This is a genomic window from Limnothrix sp. FACHB-1083 (assembly GCF_014696485.1).
GTDB lineage: Bacteria > Cyanobacteriota > Cyanobacteriia > CACIAM-69d > CACIAM-69d > CACIAM-69d.
In genome coordinates this window covers 83,121-102,123 of the sequence record NZ_JACJQD010000008.1, presented here as the reverse complement: position 1 = coordinate 102,123, position 19,003 = coordinate 83,121, and the positions used below count along the sequence as shown (strand labels likewise).

Here is a 19,003-nt window from a genome sequence, read left to right as displayed (position 1 = left end):
TCGCCACCGATGGGTTGAAATTGCCCCACCGCCGGTTTTCCGTCAGTCAAAGCAATTCAGTCAAAGCAATTTAGTTAATTTAGCTAATTCGGTGAATTCAGCCAATCAAGCGCAAGGGATCCAACCCTAGCGCAACCGTAACGGAGCTTTGATCGTGCTTGGGGGCATCCACCCAACCGGTCTTTTCCCATGGGAGAGATTGATTGGTTATACAAACATTTGCGATCGTACCCCGGAGAGTTCTCTCTAGTCCCTGAGGTTTCACCCTCTAGGGGCTTGGCCAAGGGATGGTTTTCTGCTGGGCGATCGCATCTGTTAGGGCCTGGGCCCCGTAGCGATTGAGGTGGCTTGGATCCGAAAATCGATCATACTTATTCACCCAAAGCCGCGAAAGATTGAGGTACAACAACGGCTGTGAGTTCATGAATTGGTGAAACTTTTGCTCATAGGCCGATCGGGGTGGATCTAAATAATCATCCGTCAAGGGCACATTCACAAAAGCTACCTTTACTCCTCGCTGTTGGGCATATTGCAGAATTCCCGCTAGCGCATCAAACTGCTCGCCCCCCAAGGAAAAACTACGGTAATCGCTATCAAAATCCCCCGGAACCCGTGGGTAGGTTTGATAGTACGTAGCAGGATCAAACTTGACAGACAGGGGTAAGAAGCCGTGTAAATCCACTACCCCATCACGCCCTGCACCGGCCGTGGCTGCCACTTTCCCCAAGTGGGCCCGGGCCCCCTGCACCAAATCGGGCAGGGCAGGACTGAGACCCCGACGGAGGGTCTCGCGAGCACCCAATAACGCAAATAGATCCCACCCTTGCCACCGATCGCGCAGGGTGGCCTTGAGACTATCACGACGGCTATGCACCTGGGATAGTCCCGTGGTGCGCTCCTGCAACCAAGCTTCCACATCTTCGGGGGTGGGGATGGTTTCGACGGTGGAGCCTAACCAAGATTGACGCAGCAGGGCCGGAGCTTCGCGGGTGCTGGTGAGGCTACCGGGGCGATCGGGCGGTTCCGGTGGTGGCGCTGTGGCCCCGCTCGGAGCACTGACCAGCGGGCTGACAGGGCGCGGAAATTTTCCCTGCTGAAGGGCCCGGTAAGCGGGTGAGGCGGCCATGGCTTGGTAGGTGGCATCGGCCCGCCCACTGTTAAAGGCGCGAGTGCCATCGGCCCAGAGAATGAGCTTGGGCAATTGCTCCGGCGGCAAAATTCCCTGCACGATCGCCTGCACCACCTTGGCCGTGGCCCCATTGATCCCAAAGTTAAAGATTTTGAGCTTGGGATGGCCATGACGAGCCAACTGATCGCGCAGGCGGGCGGGATCGATGCCGCGCAGGGCCCGGGAACTGCCCACCACCAAGACATCGGGCACACCTTCCCGCAGCACAAACTGCTGATAGAGCAGAAGTTGCCGATCAAACTGGGGGCTATTGAAACTGGGAAACTGGGGCGGTTCCGGGAGCACCTCCGCCGCTTCGGCCGGGCCGCTGGAAAGATTCAGCAGGGCCGAGGCGGAACGGCGGGCTTGGGCGGCCGAAGACAGGGCCCATTCGGGCCGGGCTGCGATCCAATCCAATCCCACAACGAGGCTGCACCCGATCGCCCCGGCGCTGAGGAGAGGGAGCCATGGGGCCGGTTCCGGGCGATCGGAATACCAAACCCGAGTGCGGGTGTTGGGATGGGCGGTGGCTGACTCGGCCGGTTCCGCATCCGTGGTCCAAACGCCCGTGGCCGTGAGGGTCGATCGCGCTTCCAACCAAGCCCGTTCCCGAAACTGAGACCAAGACCAGCCCGATCGCCCCGCACCGGGCAACGACAGGGGTTGCAACGATCCCCGCTCAATGGGCTGATCCAGCTCTGGATCGAACGCTGGGGAATGCGCCGGGGAATCCGCTAGGGAACGGGCCCGATCGGAGCCTTGGGGGGAATGGGATTCGGTGGCGGAGGCTTCGGCCGCCCGGGCCACGGCTGCCTCCGCGCCCACAAAATCCGGAACCGCATCATGGGAACTGAGACGGCCAGAGCGGGCGGTGAAATCTTCGGCAAATTGCCATTGGGGCTGTTTGCTGCCGGCGGCCCGGCCATAGATCCGCACCCCAGATAGGCCCGGCACTTGCAGATCATGGATCAGCTTGGCCACGGCGGTCGTTACGGCGGCCTGCTCGGGGCAACGGGGCCCATCCAACATCACATGCAGCAAATCGCCCCGCCGACAGAGCTGCACCCGCAGCCCGCCGGAAGCCATCCATTGATCCAAATGCGGATTAATCAGCCGCTCCAGCAAGAACACCTGAGCCGCATGATCATCACTTTGGGCCAGGGTGAGGGTGGACTCGGCCAAGTCTGATCGGCTGGCCGCTGGCAAATCCATCCATTCCACCCACTGGGGCGTGGCCTCCGGGCGATCGGGACAGCCATAGAGCACCAAGGAATGGATGCCCTGCGGGGCGATCGCCCGCACCAGGGTGGAAACGGTGCTAATCACCTCCAGGGGCGTGGCCAGGGCCGATTCCTGAAGTTTCGCGAACACATGCAGCGTGGACTCTTCCAACACCGCCGAAACAGATTGGGCCAAACGACTGCCCAAGGTGCGATCGAGCAAGTGCGAGAGGGCCTGCACATCCCCCCAACGGGCCCAATCAAACAACATTTGGCGAGGAGCCGTCAGGTTCACCCGCAAAATCCAATTCGGTTCCGGTTCCGCAACGGCCTGGCCCAACACATAGCCATCCCGGAAGCCGTCTAGGTTCAGTTCCCGCAAGGCCAGGGCCATGGCCGGCCCCTGGGCAACCCAATCCACTGGTTCCGCCACTTGGCAAATGGCCCAAAGGCGATGGCCCGTAGCCCCGTTCGGCTCTCCCTGAATCACCCGGGGGCTGGGGGTGATTTTGACCGTCACCTTGGCTTGAATGCCCGATCGCTTCAGGGTTTCACCCACCTGCTGGGCGGCCCGCTGGGCCAAACCGGCCCAAGCGGCCTGGATGGGCGGCGCGTCGGGTGTTGAGGTCGCTGGCAGCGGCAGGGCCGCAAATTCCTCCGAAGCATCCGCCGCCTGCATCACATCGGCAACCGTCGGCATTGGGGCTGCGGTGGGAGCGGTGGCCATCATGGAAGGCTCCAGCACCACGTAGCGCGTCCAGGCCGGCTTGGTTTGACCCAATTGCCGACCATAGAGCAACACCAGCCGGGGCAAGGTTTCCCAAGACAACTGATGCAGGGGCGATCGGGTCAAGCCTTGGCGAAACCGGGCTTCCAAAACTGCCGCATCGGGACAGGTCAACCCTTCGCAAAGCACGTGCAAATGGGTTCCCGCTAGGCGCACTTGCACTTGCAGGCCTGGCCAGTTCAAAACCCGCATCACCCAACTATCGAGGGCCTCCGGTGCAAGATTTAACGGTGGCGAGTCCACGGGTCCCATTACATCTCCCATACTTGTCGCAAAGGCTAGCATACGAGTGCCGTTTGCCCATAGCGAATCCGGAAGCCTTGAATTAACAGAATATCCCCGAAACGGGCATCAACGGCTACGCTGTCTAGACTTACGCTGTCTAGACTATTGAAAAGCGAAATGCAGGGTTTTGTTGTCCAAGGTCGATCGCCTGATTGATGACCGATGGCTCGCCTGAATCGTCTGATCGATCGCCGATTGACCAGCCACTTGGATAGCCCAAATAACGCCTAGCTGTTCTGAATCCTCGGGAATGATCGTGATCATCTTGCGAGGCTCGATCGAGATTGGGCCGGCGTTGAAGGCGATTGTGCTGAAACCATCAAACCAGAACCGTTCAACCTCCCTTTGTCCGTTCCGTCCAGACCCCAAAAAGCCGTCAGTTCGCAAAATAATGTGGTATCGATTGATTGTTGTTGTTAGACCGCGAGGGTGGCAGTTGTGCTGATCCCCCTAGACTATTACCGAATCTTGGGCTTGCCGATCCAGGCCACCACCCCGCAACTGCAACAGGCCTATCGCCAGCGGAGTGACCAACTGCCGCGCCCGGAATATTCCCAGGCCGCCATTACCCTGCGGCAGCAGTTGATCGATGAGGCCTATCGGCAACTGAGTCAGGCCGCCAGTCGGCAGGCTTATGATGAAACCTTTTTGGCCGGTGGGGGTGGTTCGGCTCCGCCGCTGCTGGATGCTCAAGGCCGTCGCCGGGCGAAGCCGCCGGCCGATCGCGCCGAAACCCCCATGCTGGATCTTGATGAGCGCCAGTTTGTGGGGGCACTGTTGCTGCTTCAGGAGCTGGGGGAATATGAACTGGTGCTGGAGCTGGGCTATCCCCACCTGAGCAATCCGGGCACGATCGAGGCGGGCCGATTTGGCGAACCGCAATTGGCCTTAGCAGACATTCTGCTGACCGTGGTGCTGGCCTACCTAGAACTGGGCCGCGAACAGTGGCACCAAGGCCAGGCGGAACCGGCCGCCACCTCCCTCAAGATTGCCCAAGAGTTGCTGTTGCACCATGGGCTGTTTGCCAGCTTGCGGGGCGAAATTCAGGCGGATTTGTACAAATTGCGGCCCTATCGCATTTTGGAGCTGTTGGCCCATCCGGACGAGAACAGCGTGCAACATCGCCAGGGCTTGCAGTTGTTGCGCAGTATGTTGAAAGAACGCGAAGGCATTGATGGTCAAGGGGATGACCGATCGGGCTTGGGCGTTGAGGACTTTCTGCGTTTTGTGCAACAACTGCGGGTGTATTTGACCACGGAAGAACAGCTCGCCCTGTTTGAAGCGGAGGCCAAGCGCCCCTCAGCGGTGGCCACCTTCCTGACGGCCTATGCGGCGATCGCCCGGGGATTTGGGCAACGACAGCCGGCCTTTGTGCGGCAAGCGAGCTTGCTGTTGCGCCGGTTGGGCAATCGTCAGGACGTGTTCTTGGAGCAGGCGGTTTGTGCATTGCTGTTGGGACGGCCCGAAGAAGCCACGCGCTACCTGAGCCAAAGCCAAGAACAGGAAGCGATCGCCCTGATTCGTCAGCAGTCGGCCGGTGCGCCGGATTTGTTGCCGGGCCTCTGTGCCTACACGGAACATTGGTTACGCCATGAGGTGTTTCCCCATTTCCGGGATTTGGTGCAAGGGGGTGTTTCCCTCAAGGAATATTTCGCGGATGCTTCGGTGCAAAGCTATCTGGAAGCCTTGCCGGAAGGGGAACCACCGGAGAATGAATGGACAGTGGTTCCCGATCGCGCTTCCGTGAAAGCGGCCACACCGATGACAGCAAACCGGGGATCGAACCGCACCTTGGCGGCCCTGGCCGAATTGGGCGATCGCCGGTCGATCGACATGCCCCAGTTTCCCTGGCAACGGCCTACCCCTGTGCCATCGGCCGCCAACCCGATCGAACCCACTGCCAGCACCATTCGACCGCTGCCTTTGCCGGAACAGTTGGGAACCCAAGCCACCCAACATGATCCAACGGCCCAGGACTCCGGCGCGGTTGCCCGGGCCTTTTCGGACTTTGCGGCTCCGGGTTCCGCGCCGCCGCCCAACAACGTGATTCCCCTCAGCCGGGCTACGGGAGCCAACACAGGAACCAGCAACATGGGCAGCAGCGGGCGATCGACCGTGGGAGCCGCGCCTCCGCTACCCCCTGGTGGGGCCGATCGCCCCAGTCGCAGCCGTCAGCGTTCCGATCGCCCCGCCCGGACTCGGGGTGGAGGCGGCGATCGACTCCCGATCGCGATCGGGGTCGGGATTATGGTGATTGGTCTTGGTTCGTTCCTCATTTGGCGCGTGTTCCAAGCTTTGGGCGAAACCTTCCAAGGGGGGCCCAACCTGGAGGGAGAACAACCGATCGTCCAGCTCGATCGGCCCGTGATTGAAATTCCGCCGCCGCCCGCAGTCCCCAACCCGGAAACTGCCCTCACGGCCCCTGGCCTCAACCCGGAAACCGCCCAACAACTGGTGCAAACCTGGCTGAGCGCCAAAGCTGCCGCCATGGGCCGCGAGCACCAGGGAGAACGCCTCACGGAAATTTTGGCAGATCCGATGTTGCGCACCTGGCGGGCCCGATCGCGCGATGCCCTCAACCAAAAACTGCACTGGGAATACGAACATCAGGTGAAGCTGGAGGATGTGAAAGCCACGCCAGACCAGCCTGATCGCGGTCAAATTACCGCTGAGGTGCGGGAAGTGGCCAAACTGTTCAAAAATGGCAAGCCCGATCGCGCCGGTTCCTACAACGAAGTGCTGCGAGTGCGCTACGAAGCTCAACGCAAGGACGGGCGCTGGTATCTACGTGATGTTAAAGTGATCCGATGATTGGGTTAACCCATGGTTAAACGCCAGCTTGCTGAGCGGGTCGATCGGCCTTGGGCCCTAAACCCAAATCACCGTCCCTGCACCGGGCTGGCCTACGGCGATCGCGTAGTCCCGTATGGCCGAAGTACTTCTACATGCCTACACACCACTGTTGATTTGGACAGGGTTGGGACTTTTGTTGGGGCCCTGGTTACCCCGTTCTTGGCCACGACTGGTCGGGCGATCGCTCTATTGGGTTGGTGTGCCCCTCGAAGTCTTTTCCCTCGCCCGCCACACCAACTTTTCAGGCCAAATGGGTCTGGCTCCGGCCGGCGCGGCTCTCGCGGTGGTGTTGGGAGCCTTGCTGAGCTTGGCTTCGCTGCATTACCTGATGAGTCGCGATCTGCGTGTTGACATGCCGCCCGATCGCCCGACGGGGGGCCTTTGGGGGCGGCATGGCTCTGGGAAATTCGCAACGGCGATCGCCCTCAGCACCTCGCCCGCCCTGGCCCCGATGGTGACGAATTTGGAGACAAATTTCGGGGCAGATTGTGGAATAGATTGTGGGGCAGACCTCGCGATCGATGCGATCGATCCGGCCAAGGCTCCGGAAACAGTCCCTTGGTGGACAGAACCCGCCGCCCGAGGGAGCTATATCCTCTCCGCCATGCTGGGGAACACGGGTTTTGTGGGCTTGGCGATCGCCCCTTTGTTTTTGGATGCCAGCTCAGCGGGATTTCCAGCGTTTTACGCAGTGTCCCAAAACGTGATGGGAACCTATGGACTCGGGGTGTGGGTGGCCAGCACCTTTGGTTCCACAGGGGCCGATCGCAGCCTGTGGGGTCAAGTCAAAACCATGGCCGCCGTGCCCTCTCTTTGGGGATTTGGGTTTGGGGTGGCCAGCCAACCGATCGCCCTGCCCTCCTGGATCGAAACCCTGTCCCATGGCTCCGTGGGGCTGGTGATTCCCACGGCGTTTGTGTTGATGGGCATTCGGCTCAGTCAACTGAAAGGGTGGGACTGTTTGCGGGTGGCGGCCGTGCCGGCCCTGCTCAAAACCATTGCCGTGCCGGCCCTGTTGGGACTGGGGGCGATCGTGGTTGGGATTGATCCGCAATTACGCCTGGGGCTGGTGTTGATGTCCGGAATGCCCACGGCCTTTGCTTGCCTGATTTTGGCGGAAGAATACGACCTCGATCGCTCCATGATTGCCACCAGCATCGCCCTCACCACCGTGCTGGTTTTGCTGGCCATCCCGATGTGGCTCAAATTGTTCGGTTAATGACCATAGGGGAAAAATTCAGCATTGAAATTCAGCATTGATATAAATCGCTTCCGATCACTTCAGGATTGGAGAGCGCAGGTGCAACAAGATTCGATCGGGATCAGGCCGCTCCCAAGGCCGCGCTAAAATGGCGAGCGATTTTGCAAGCCTCGGTTCATCCACCGCAAGCCTGCCTACCCCCTTCCGGATTGGGTCAAATTTGGTGTTAGGAACGCATTATGCACACTCGATCTACTCTGCCTTGGGCTTGGCAATTGGTGCAACGACGCACCCGTCGAGGATTGGCCTTGGGCCTGGCGATGGCCGCCTCCTGGGCAAGCGCTGGGCCGCTGCCGGTTTTGGCCAATCCTGTTCCGTCAACCATCGCTGCTGAGGGCCATGGGTTGAACGACTCGATCGGGCGGGCCCCGGAAGCCGCCTCACCCGCTCCAACGGTGGTTCCCGCCAACATCCCCACCGACTCAGCCAACCCGAACGCAACTCCCGGCTCAACTCCGGCTCAACCCCCAGCCCAAGCCCCCAATTTGTCCCCCAGCCCCACAGCAGCGCCAGCGGAACTGCCCGTGAAACTGGTGTTGCGACTGCGGGAACGGCGGGTTTATGTCTATCGGGGCGATCGGGTAGAAGTCAGCTACCCGGTGGCGATCGGGAAACCTTCCACCCCCACCCCCACCGGCACTTATCGCGTGTTCCAAATGGTGAAAAATCCCATTTGGCGCAATCCCTGGACAGGCCAGGTCACCAACCCCGGCCCCAACAGCGCCCTGGGGTTACGCTGGATTGGGTTTATGGAGCGCTCCAACGGCATCATTGGGTTTCATGGCACGCCCACGGTTAACTCGATCGGGCGGGCCGCCTCCAATGGCTGTGTGCGGATGCGCAACGAGCATGTTGTAGAACTATTTGAAAAAGTGCAAATGGGAACCACCGTTGTGGTTGAACCCTAGGCCTCTCTGCCTTGAATCCACACCCAACCTATGCAGTTCCAGCAACCGCCGCATTTTGGGGACTCTTCTCGCCCCTTGACCCTTCTGGCGATCCTGGGTCTGGGCTTACTGTCCGGGGGCCCGGCCTGGGCAGAGGGGCCCCAACCGTCCCCCAATCCGCAACCCCGCCCCGTCCAGGCCGTTAACCCAGCCGCCAATGAGTCGCCCCTGGAGCGGCCAGGCCTGTGGCCCCCGATCGTACAAACGGCCCAACCGCCGTTGCCCGGTTTGGGCCAATATCAAGCCCATGTCCCAGTCGTTTCCAGTGCCCTGGTGTTACGGCTTGGGGAGCGGCGGGTTTATCTCTATCGCGGTACGGTGATGGTGCGCAGCTATCCCGTGGCGATCGGGCGGGATGGTTGGGAAACGCCCACGGGCCATTTTCAGGTCATTCAAAAAACAGTGGATCCCGTTTGGCAGCATCCCTTCAACGGCACGATCGTCCCGGCGGGAAAAGATAATCCCTTGGGGGTTCGTTGGATTGGGTTTTGGACCAATGGTGACAACTCGATCGGCTTCCATGGCACACCTAATCCGGAGCTGATCGGTCAAGCGGTTTCCCACGGTTGTGTGCGGATGCGCAACGAAGACATTGTGGATTTATTCGATCGGGTCACGGAGGGGATGCCGGTGCGGGTGGAGCCATGACGCAACGGACTAAAGCCGGACTGGCACGGGACTGAATCGGAGGTGGGCCAGTGAGCCGGCCCACCTGGGCCCATCCCCGATCGCCCTCCCGGGAACTGGTAATCTAAACAGGCTGGGTACAGGCGATCGGCCGCTCCGTGATTTTGCGGCGCTTGCCTGCAACCACGGTTGAGCGGCTCCTGTTGGGCCCGTTGCCAACGGCCCTGCTTCTTCCGCAACCCACAGCAACCTCGTCTCGTTGAATTTGCCCCATTCACTAGCCAACCATGTCTAAACTCGACAAGCCCTTTGACACGTCGGATTTGATGTATCGTGCTGCCTCGCTGATTTCCGAATCGTCCAATCGCTACAAAATCACGGTGCAGGTGGCCAACCGGGCGAAGCGTCGCCGCTACGAAGAATTTGACACGGGCGAAGAATCTGCCATGAAGCCGGTGATTCGCGCCATCATTGAAATGTCCGATGAGCTGACCCAGCCGGACATCATTGTCTCTTAGTTTGTTTTGTTTCTTAGTTTGTTTCTCAGTTTCGTCAGTCTCCTAATGGCGCTTCTGAACGTTGGTTCTGTTCGGAACGTTATTTTTGAGCGTTAATTGGGGGTTCGGCCCGCCCGTCCGGAGCGCGGTCATCTCGACCGCCCGGATCAACCAAGATTCAGAATCCATGAAGCGAGCACGGCAGTTTATGACTCTGTTGAGCGGAAACGGGCGGCGATCGGGGCGTTGGCCCGGCCTGTGGGGCGCTTGGGTGGCCTTGGGTTTGGCGATCGCCCTGATGCTTCGGGGCCCCGCGATCGCCCAACTGCCTCCTTCCACCAATGATGTTTGGCGGCAGGTTTATCAAGTGCTGCCGGATATTCCCCGGGAAGATCACTACATCAACCGCGAGTCCCGAGAGGTCGATCGCGGCAGCAGTTTATTAGCCCGCATGATTCGCTACCACGTTTACCAAGTGGGGCGATCGCCCTTTTCGCGATTGGATTGGAAACTGACCCTCGCGGACTATTTGGGCCTGCATCAATACATTCCCGAAACCAGCTATCCCGGCAATGAACGCCTCACGGAAAATCCCTTGGATGGGGACCAGGCGGCCGTTCGACGCTTGAACCGGGCCCAGCGCGATCGGTTGGTGAACACCCTGGTGATTTTGTTTGACCCCAACGGCAATCGGGGTGAGCTGCCCACCGCTACCCCCGGCCCCACCAATACCCCGCGTCCCACTCCGGTGCAACCTCGACCCGGTAGCGGTGCGGATTTGTTGCGCCTTTAATTGGTCCCCATTGAATTGGTCCCCATTGACCATGGCCGACAATGATTACGAATTCGGCAGTTTCTTTAGCCTGTTTGCTGCCGATGGATTACCGGATACTCGCTTGATTCGCGATCCGCTGTCGCCCGATGATGGAACCCGACCGCGTTTTTTTGATCTGAGTGCCAATGGGCAACAGGGCGATCGGGTGCGGATTCCGTCCCTGCTGACGGCCTATCCAGGGGGTGTGCGGGCCCTGAATGGCGATGATTTGGTGCAGGGCAGCGAGGCCGCAGACATCATCTATGGCAACGGGGGCGGCGACTATCTGGAAGGCAACGGCGGGGCCGATCGCCTGATCGGTGGGCGAGGGATGGATTACCTCAGCGGCGGGGCCGGCAACGACACCCTATTTGGCAATTTACAGGCCGACTATCTCTATGGCGGTGAAGGGGATGATCTGCTGCTGGGTGGTCAGGGGGCCGATATCCTGACCGGTGAGGCCGGCAACGATACCCTCGCAGGGGACTTGGGGCGCGATCGGCTCTGGGGAGGTCGCGGCGCGGATACCTTCATCCTCCGGCCGGGCGATGCCCCAGCTAACAGCGCGATCGGGAGTGAGCAACCCCGTACCACCGACCCAATTTTCAACGTGGATGAGCTGGTGGTGGATATCATCCTGGACTACAACGCGGCCGAGGGCGATCGCATCCAGTTGGCGGATGGTGTGTTGCCGGCCAATGTGCGCCTCAGCCAGCGCTACTTGGTGATTGGCGATTCGCGCGACCATGCACCTGAGGGGCCGTTTCCGCCAGGATCGATGATTCGGACGGCGGATTTTCGGGTGGAGGCGATCGCGGCCACGCTGATTACGGATAGCAGCACTGGCCTGGCTCTGGGGCTAGTGCGCGGTGCCAGTCCCGATCAGATCAGAATTGTGGGTCTGAATGCCGGAGGGGTGCCCACCTAAGCATGAATCGCTCCGGCCCCTGCTCAGGGGTTTTGGGGATCCAATTCCTGGGGATCAAGGCGTTCGGCGGCGTAGTTTAGGGTGCGATCGATGGTGTCGATCAGGGCGCGGTTGGTGGCCGGAGCCGATCGCTCCTGGGGCGATCGAACAATGGTTAACCGCGGCCGGGGCGGTCGCACGCGCCTTTGCCAATTCGTCATCCAAGCTTCCAAGGTGTGGGGGGTGCTGGCTGGACAGAAAAAGAACCCTTGCACTTGCCGACAGCCCAACCCCTGCAAGGTGCTGATGCTGGAGATGGTTTCGGCTCCTTCGGCGGTGACGGTTAGGTCTAACTGCTCGGCCAGGTTCAAAATGGCAGCCACGATCGCCCGAGGTCGTTCTTGGCGATCGAGGTTATGGATAAATGACTGATCAATTTTCAGCCCCGACAGTGGCAATTGGTGCAAATAGCTGAGGGACGAGTAGCCCGTGCCAAAGTCATCAATCACCCAGCGCACCCCCAGGATCGCCAGGCGATCGAGCGTGGCCCGCAACTCCGGGGAGAGGTGCATCAACAGGCTTTCCGTAATTTCCAAAGCCAGGAGATTGGGGGGCAGCCCCGTTTCTTGCAAAATGGCCTCCACTTGCCCCACAAAGTCCGCCCCCGTCAGTTGACGAATGGAGCAGTTGACGGAAATGGGCAACTCTTGACACCAGGGATAGGCCGATCGCCAATGCTGTAGTTGCTGGCAGGCTTCCCGCAGGGCCCACAGCCCCAACTCCACAATGATGCCGGTTTCTTCCGCGATCGGGATGAACTCCGTGGGGGCGATCGACCCACGTTGGGGATGGTGCCAGCGCATCAGGGCCTCAAATCCCTGGATCGCTTGGGTCTCCAACGCCACCACCGGTTGGTAGTGCAGCACCAGTTCTCGTCGAGGCAGCGCCCATTGCAAATCCGAAGCCATCTGGAACCGACTGAGCACCTGGGCATGCATTTCCCGCCGGAAGACTACGCAAGTGCCTTTGCCCCGCTGTTTAGCCGCATAAAGGGCAATTTCTGCCTGACGCAGCAGGGTTTCCGCATCCAACTGAGGATTCACCCAGGTGATGCCGATGCTGACGCGCGCAAAAATTTCCAAACTCCCCAGGTCAAAGGGTTGGGCAATGAGGGTTTGCAGTTGAATGGCGCGATCGATCCCTTGGTCATAGCTGGCCAATCCTTCCAAAAACAGCGTAAATTCATCGCCCCCAAACCGAGCCAGCACCTCATTGGGTTGCAAATGGGCTTGCAGCCGCTGGGCCAATAGGGTTAGCAACTGATCGCCCACCCAATGGCCCAAAGAATCGTTCACCAGCTTGAAATCATCCAAGTCCAAATGCAGGATGGCGCTATAGTGACCGGGCCCGGCATCAATTAACCCTGGCCAGGGCTGAGGGTTGAGGCCGGTTGCCAAGGGCGGTTCCCCCGGTGGGCCCATGGGGTGGATCATGCTTTGGGCCATATTTTGCGCCATTTGCTGTTCTATTTGCTGCTCCATTTGCTCTAGGCGATGGTCAATGGCTTGCAGCAGGGTGTGGCGATTGGGCAAATCCGTAAGCGGATCGTGGGCGGCTTGGTGGGCCAGGGTTTGAAAAGATTGGGCGAGCTGCTCCGTCATGGCGTTGAAGGTGTTGGCCAGGCGATCGATTTCAGCAATGGGCGATCGGGGTGCGCGATCGAGCCAGTTCCCTTTGGCCAAACCCTCCGCCGCCAAGACCAGGTGTTGCAGCGGCCGAGTCAGCCATTGGGTCAGCCATCCCCCCACCGCCGCCACCACCAGCAACATCACCAAACAAGCCACCACCGTTGTTTGCAACTGAGCGGCGATCGGGGCGTAAAAATCGCTTTCAGGCACCACAATCACCACCCACCATTGCAGACCGATCGCGTTTTGGAACCGAGTGGCCTGGCCCAAATAGGCGCGATGGTTCACGGTCAGGGTAAAGGATTGGGGATGGGCAGCGGCAGGGGGCTGAACTCCGGCTTGCGGGGCTGCGGGATTCGTTGGGGCGGTGATGATGCGATCAGCTGCTAGATGTTGGGCCGTGGCCCGAATCACCGGATGCAGGGATTGATCAGCCTTGATGCGGCTGGGTTGGGGCTGATTGGGCCAAACCAAGGGCGTGTCGGTGGAGGTGGCGATGAGCTGCCCATCGGTTTCCATCACAAAAGCCAAGCCCGATCGCCCGATCGGCAGGGTTTTCAGAAACCGGCTCACCGCTGACAGATACAGCCGCGACGTGACCACCCCAATGACGCGCCCAGTGCGATCGCGCACGGGCTGGCTCACCGGCAGCGCCAAAATTTGCGGGTTGCTGTGGAGCTGAAAGACCGAATTCCAAACCAAACGCTCGGCTTTGAAGGTGTCGCTGTACCAACTCCGGCGGCGCGGATCAAACACTTGGGCCACGGAGGTCAGTGTGCGGTTTTGATCCAAATCAAACCCCAGCATTTTGCCGTCCGTGGCTCGCCCGGCCACCTGCAATTGGCGAGCGCTGCGATCGTCGGTGAACTGCACAGCGGCAAATTCCCCATCCTGGCCGCCATAGGCCACGTTGTCCACCGTGCCCTTGAAGATTTGGAAATATTCAATCAGGCGCTGTTCCCGATCGCTCGGATCCAAAAAATCCACCCGCCCCGTTTCCGAATCCTGGGCCATCAGTTGCACCACCTGGATCGGGGCTTGCAAACTTCCCTGCAAGAATTGCCCAATTCGCAGGCTGGTTTCTTGGCGCAGGCGGGTGCTGTTGGTGGTTAGCAGATAGTTGGCATGTCGCCAGGCGAGCCAACTGGTTAGCCCAATGGCCCCCACCAACTGAATCGCCACTGGCATCACCAGCAGCCACCGCAGAGGAACCGATCGCTCTCGAAGTCCGAATGTTGAGATCGCCTTGGGGTTAATCAACAGTGATTAATTTGCTGTGGGTTACTGACATTTTTGCAAAAAGGCGAGCCAATCCCGATCGTTCGGTGGTTGAATCAATTCTGCATTTCTGCATTGCTGCATTTTGAAGTTGCACTATTTGGCGCAGGAGTTGGCCGCCGGTTCTGCCGCTGGCCGATCGGGCACGTTTAAAGCGGCCTTGGGATAGGCAATTCGTTTGTGGTTAAACTGCTGCCAAACCGTAACGAATACTTCCGCAATTACCCGCAGGTCTTCCCGACTCAGGCCCGAGCAAACGAGCTGATTGTCTTGCCAGCGGGCCCGCAACATTCGATTCACCAGTGCCAAGGCTTCCTCATAGGTGGCATTTTCCAGCGATCGCAGGGCCGCTTCGCAGGAGTCCGCCAGCATGACAATTCCTGTTTCCCGCGATTGGGGAATGGGGCCCGGATACCGAAAATGGCTTTCCAGCACCGGACGTTGATCTAAATTGCAAGCTTGGTAGGGCGATCGCCCTTGGGGGGCCTTGTCCTGTTGGATTGTTTCGAGGGTGGTTGTGGCGCGATCGGGTTGGTGGGCTGGATTTGCTTGACCTGCTCGATCGGCTTGGTCTAAGCGATCTACGCGATCGAATCGGCTCGATCGCTCCACAGAAGTTTGCTCTAACCCGAAATTGGCTGTCTTGGCCCGCTGCTCTCGCTGTTCCTGTTGTTGCTTGGCTTGGTAATAGAAATAGGCAATCAGCATCGTGCCTTGGTGTTCCGGAATAAAAGCTTGGATGGCCTTGGGCAACCGGGCCCGCCGCGCCATCACCAAGCCTTCGCTCACATGCTTGCGGACAATTTCCGTACTCAGCCAAGGATCCGCCAGCTGATCGTGCAGATTGGGCCCGCCCATTTGGTTTTCGATGAAAGCGCGGGGGTTATGGAGCTTGCCGATGTCGTGATAGAGCGTGCCGGCCCGCACCAGTTCCACATTGCAGCCGAGCGATCGAGCCGCCGCCTCCGCTAAACTCGCCACAAACAGGGTGTGCTGAAACGTGCCCGGCGCTTCCGCCGCCAGTTGCTTCAGCAAGGGGCGATTGGGATTCGCCAACTCCGCCAGGCGAATCGGAGTGACCAAATCAAACAGATGTTCCAGGTAGGGACTGAGGCCAATGGCGATGATCACCCAAATCAGCCCCGCAAACCCGCATAGGGCCGCTGAACCAAGAACCGTCAGCCAAACAAATTCGGCCGCGGCACTGTTGATTAGGTTCATGACCAGGTATAGCCCTCCTTGGGCGATCGCCACGCCCCCGCCCAACAGGGCCAAGTCTTCGCGCGATCGGGCCCGACCGGCCCAGGCCGCAGCCACCAAGCCTCCCGCCGCCACGATCAAGGCATCAACCCAACTCACCTCCAAACCGGGGGGCAACAGCAGCGCCAACAGCCCCACCAAAGACATGCCCACCAGGGAGCCGTAAAAACTGCCACTGAGCAGGCCAATGGCAGACAAATTGGCCAGCATGGTGGGGCTGGCCCAAGGCCAAGTGGCCCCCATGCTGATCAACAGGGGGGTGCTGGTGGCCAGCAGCAGCAACAGGAAGCAGTCTCGCTGGCGCAGTCGGTGATAGACCCGGCGCTCAATTTGCCAAAAGGCCACGATCGCCCCCGAGACCAACAGGAATAGCCGCAGAATTGCTCCCCAGTTCACATTCCGAGAGCTGAGACCATAGCGATCGAGCAGGGCAAATTGGCCCGCATCAATGCGTTCACCCTGACGAACAATGGTTTCGCCCATGCGCCGCGACACGATCGAAAGGGGCACATCTTCCGCCGCCTGTTCAGCCAAGCGGCGGGTGCGATCTGGATCTTCCGTGAGGGTGGGGCGATCGATCGTGCCCAGCAAAAGCTGTTGAGCCAGGGCCCGACCTTCCAGGGGAACCACCAACGCCACATGGAGTTGCACCGCCCGTTCAACGAGTTCCGGCGGTAAACCGGGCGCGAGGCCCTGCACCAACAGGTTTTCGAGGGCCACCAAGGTTTTAGCGCGGGTGGCCTGCCATTGGGTATCGGTCAAGGTGAACAGATCCACCGTGTAGTCCTGTTGCCCAAAGTCTTGCATCACGGCTTGGGCCATGGCATAGCGCTCGCGGGCCTTTTCAATGGCACTGATCACTTGCCGCAGCGCCGTTTCACCGGACTGAATGCGGTAGGTTTTGAGGGCAACCACCAGGGGGTGTTCTGCTGAAATAGGCAGAACTTTGCCGGAGGCCAGGGAGGGCTTGAAGGGGTCAAACCCATCCGATCGCCCCGTGGGTCGGGGAGTGGGGTGGGGGGACGCTTGCCCCAGGGCCTGGAGCACCTGTTGCCAGTCCGCTTCATTGAGCGATCGCGCAATTTGTTGCAGGTCAGTGGACAGGTTTGCCGACGGCCAATAGGGAAACTGACCAGCCACCTGACGCAGTTCATCACTCCGTTCCAGCCGACGTTGCAACTCGGCCGCCAACTGTTGGGTGGCATCGGAGTCCATTTTCAGGGCGGGCACAATGCCGTTGCGGGCTGCCTCTCGACGGCTGCGCGTGGTGACTTGATCTACCACTTGGGCATCGTAGGGGGCAACGATATCCTGGGGGGCGATCGAACCAATGCCGTAACGCGGTTGATTTAACCAAGGCTGGCTCATGGTGGCCGTCAGAATAATCGCCCCCAAAATCCCTAGCAGGATGGTTTGCACCCGCTGACGGATCGATCGGGCCCGCCGCACATAGGGTTGGCCCATGGTTTGGCAACAGAGACTATGGCAAGCGCCGCGAATCACCCCAACTCCTCCGTTGATCGTCACTCGTTGAACCAGTGAACTCAGCCGACGGTTCAGCCAGCCAAGTCGCTCGGGCCAAAGCTGCCCAAATCCGTGCCGGGTCGATGGGCTGGGGGGCAATGGCGGCAATGGCGGTACTGAACCAGGCGGGGAAACGCTGCAAGAATTGGGCCCCAAGGGCGATCGGCCGGGGGATGGGTCGCGAAATGGCTCGGGCGATCGGCCGCCCACTGGCTCCACCGGATCCTCCGCATCTTCTAGGGAACCCTGGCGAGGTGGCGGTTCCTGCGCACTGGCTTCGGAGTCGGTGTGGGATGGGGCAGGCTGTTGCCCATCACGCCCCATCGGATTGGCGGGGGTCAACATCTGGGAGGCTCTCATTTTGCCCCTAACACCCTGCGCCGATTGCGCCAGTAGCCATTGCAATCCAAGTCACCATAATCAGTTCCACCCAATTGATTTGACCCAAAGAATGGGCTGAAAAATGCCATTCTGAAGAACCATCGGAGGTCATCCCAAAAGGGTCTCGTCTCCATGTTCATCTTGCAGGGACTCTGTCGGTACTTCAACCGGTTGGCTGAATTGGCCATGATCCCATGGGATTCATTCATCACTCTGGCCAACCGGTTGCTGGACAATTTCAACAGTCGTAGCGCTCTCGCAAAGATTGCGCAATGGGTTAACACCGGCCCCATGGCAGGATGGGGCCAGCCACCACCCGATCGCCCCATGGCGGGATTGGGGTGGCATCTTGGCAGTATCTCAGTTGATTGAAGCGTAGGGCATTTTATCGGTAATTTTGGCTGAATCGTCCCCAGTCGCGGATTTTGCGGGGTGCAATTGCTCCGCGTTCAACTCAGCGTCCCACCCTGAAATGGGTAATCAGGCGATCGCCCTCTGCGATCGAGTCGGTTAGGGGATATTGGGGCAAGCGACCCGACCAGCGATCGATCAACATCTGCGATCCCTGAATGGCCCGGGTCAGCAGCCGATCGGGCACAATTGCCCCCACATCGGCCGGAATGGCCGCGCAGCCCCCCACCGCACCCACCAATACTCCCGACCACAAAACCGCACTGGCCGACTGCTGTTGGCAGCGGGCCAAACTGCTGGCCCAGCGGCCACCGCTCGATCGCAGGCTATGGAGTGCCACCAAAATAGGCAAGGTTTCCGGCGTGGCCGCCCGCAGCCGTTGGGGCCAATCCAGGGCTAATCGATCCAACGTTTGCCAATCGCTGAGAATGTTGACCACCGACGGCCACAGGGCATTGGAGAGGGCATTGGAATGGGTCGCATGGGCCGCAGGATCGAACTCGGTTTCCTCTCGATCGCCCTGGGAGAATTCCAGCGTGGCAGCATTGGGATGCACCAACACCCAAGCCAACACCTCCGCCCCCAAAATTACCGCTTCGGGCAAAGGCTGGTCCATCGCCTGAGTCCACAGTTGGCGCAACACCAAAGGGCGATCGAACCAGCGCAACAGCAAAGGCAACAGGGCCAAGCCCAACTGATCGCCCGGCCCCGCCATCAGCGGCTCCAGTGAGGCCAAGGCCAACAGCCCCGGATCCGGGCCCGCCTGTGCGCCAACGATCTCTGACAATTGGAGGGCCCCTTGCAAAGCCGCGTCCAAATTGCGTCGATCGCGCTCCCAGGTTCGATCGAGCTGGTGAAGTGCCACCAAACCTCCCACAAGGGCCCCTTCAAATCGACCGTGTAAACTGACGGGCCAATCGCCAAAACTCATGATTTGCCAAATCCAGCGCGATCGCGCGACGAGCGAATCTCTAATCTAAGGGATCTCCAATTCAAGATGGATGGCAAAAAACCGTCCAAGCTTGATCCTTGATTCCCGATGCTCCGCTGTGCGGCTGAGAATTCGTTCTTGAACCATTGCCTAACTGTTAATTA

The 19,003-nt window shown here is 59.8% G+C and carries 12 protein-coding genes; 7 read left to right on the top strand and 5 right to left on the bottom strand.

Annotation, left to right across the window (positions count from 1 at the left end; translation table 11 throughout):
- Positions 1 to 268 precede the first annotated feature (268 nt).
- A complete protein-coding gene (locus tag H6F46_RS11740) occupies positions 269 to 3,418 on the bottom strand; it encodes a hypothetical protein (protein WP_190354961.1) in 3,150 nt (1,049 codons plus the stop codon).
- A 471-nt stretch (positions 3,419 to 3,889) separates the two neighbouring features.
- Between H6F46_RS11740 and H6F46_RS11735 the strand changes: the two genes are divergently transcribed.
- The 7 genes from H6F46_RS11735 (at position 3,890) to H6F46_RS11705 (ending at position 11,387) form a co-directional block, all read left to right on the top strand.
- Entirely contained in the window at positions 3,890 to 6,271 is a 2,382-nt protein-coding gene (locus tag H6F46_RS11735; RefSeq protein ID WP_206753588.1) for an IMS domain-containing protein, read from the top strand.
- A gap of 115 nt (positions 6,272 to 6,386) precedes the next feature.
- Entirely contained in the window at positions 6,387 to 7,532 is a 1,146-nt protein-coding gene (locus H6F46_RS11730) for an AEC family transporter (protein WP_190354963.1), read from the top strand.
- Between the two features lie 221 nt (positions 7,533 to 7,753).
- Positions 7,754 to 8,482 carry a L,D-transpeptidase gene (locus tag H6F46_RS11725; RefSeq protein ID WP_242026245.1) on the top strand — a complete coding sequence of 243 codons (729 nt, stop codon included), beginning with the start codon at positions 7,754 to 7,756 and terminating at the stop codon, positions 8,480 to 8,482.
- Between the two features lie 30 nt (positions 8,483 to 8,512).
- Positions 8,513 to 9,169 (top strand): L,D-transpeptidase, encoded by a 657-nt coding sequence (locus tag H6F46_RS11720; RefSeq protein WP_190354964.1) that lies wholly within the window; start codon positions 8,513 to 8,515, stop codon positions 9,167 to 9,169.
- A gap of 266 nt (positions 9,170 to 9,435) precedes the next feature.
- A complete protein-coding gene (locus H6F46_RS11715) occupies positions 9,436 to 9,666 on the top strand; it encodes a DNA-directed RNA polymerase subunit omega (protein ID WP_099534409.1) in 231 nt (76 codons plus the stop codon).
- 166 nt (positions 9,667 to 9,832) lie between these two features.
- Positions 9,833 to 10,438: a hypothetical protein gene (locus H6F46_RS11710; protein ID WP_190354965.1), complete on the top strand. Its 606-nt coding sequence runs from the start codon at positions 9,833 to 9,835 to the stop codon at positions 10,436 to 10,438.
- 31 nt (positions 10,439 to 10,469) lie between these two features.
- Entirely contained in the window at positions 10,470 to 11,387 is a 918-nt protein-coding gene (locus H6F46_RS11705) for a calcium-binding protein (protein ID WP_190354966.1), read from the top strand.
- Between the two features lie 23 nt (positions 11,388 to 11,410).
- On the opposite strand, the gene H6F46_RS11700 is transcribed toward H6F46_RS11705, so the two are convergent.
- The 4 genes from H6F46_RS11700 to H6F46_RS11690 form a co-directional block, all read right to left on the bottom strand.
- Positions 11,411 to 14,242 (bottom strand): EAL domain-containing protein, encoded by a 2,832-nt coding sequence (locus tag H6F46_RS11700; RefSeq protein WP_190354967.1) that lies wholly within the window; start codon positions 14,240 to 14,242, stop codon positions 11,411 to 11,413.
- A 186-nt stretch (positions 14,243 to 14,428) separates the two neighbouring features.
- Positions 14,429 to 17,461, bottom strand: coding sequence for an HD family phosphohydrolase (locus H6F46_RS11695; protein ID WP_190354968.1), 3,033 nt, complete (start codon positions 17,459 to 17,461; stop codon positions 14,429 to 14,431).
- Between the two features lie 237 nt (positions 17,462 to 17,698).
- Positions 17,699 to 17,845 (bottom strand): hypothetical protein, encoded by a 147-nt coding sequence (locus tag H6F46_RS19140; RefSeq protein ID WP_190354969.1) that lies wholly within the window; start codon positions 17,843 to 17,845, stop codon positions 17,699 to 17,701.
- 106 nt (positions 17,846 to 17,951) lie between these two features.
- Positions 17,952 to 18,839 carry a hypothetical protein gene (locus tag H6F46_RS11690; protein ID WP_190354970.1) on the bottom strand — a complete coding sequence of 296 codons (888 nt, stop codon included), beginning with the start codon at positions 18,837 to 18,839 and terminating at the stop codon, positions 17,952 to 17,954.
- Positions 18,840 to 19,003: the final 164 nt, after the last annotated feature.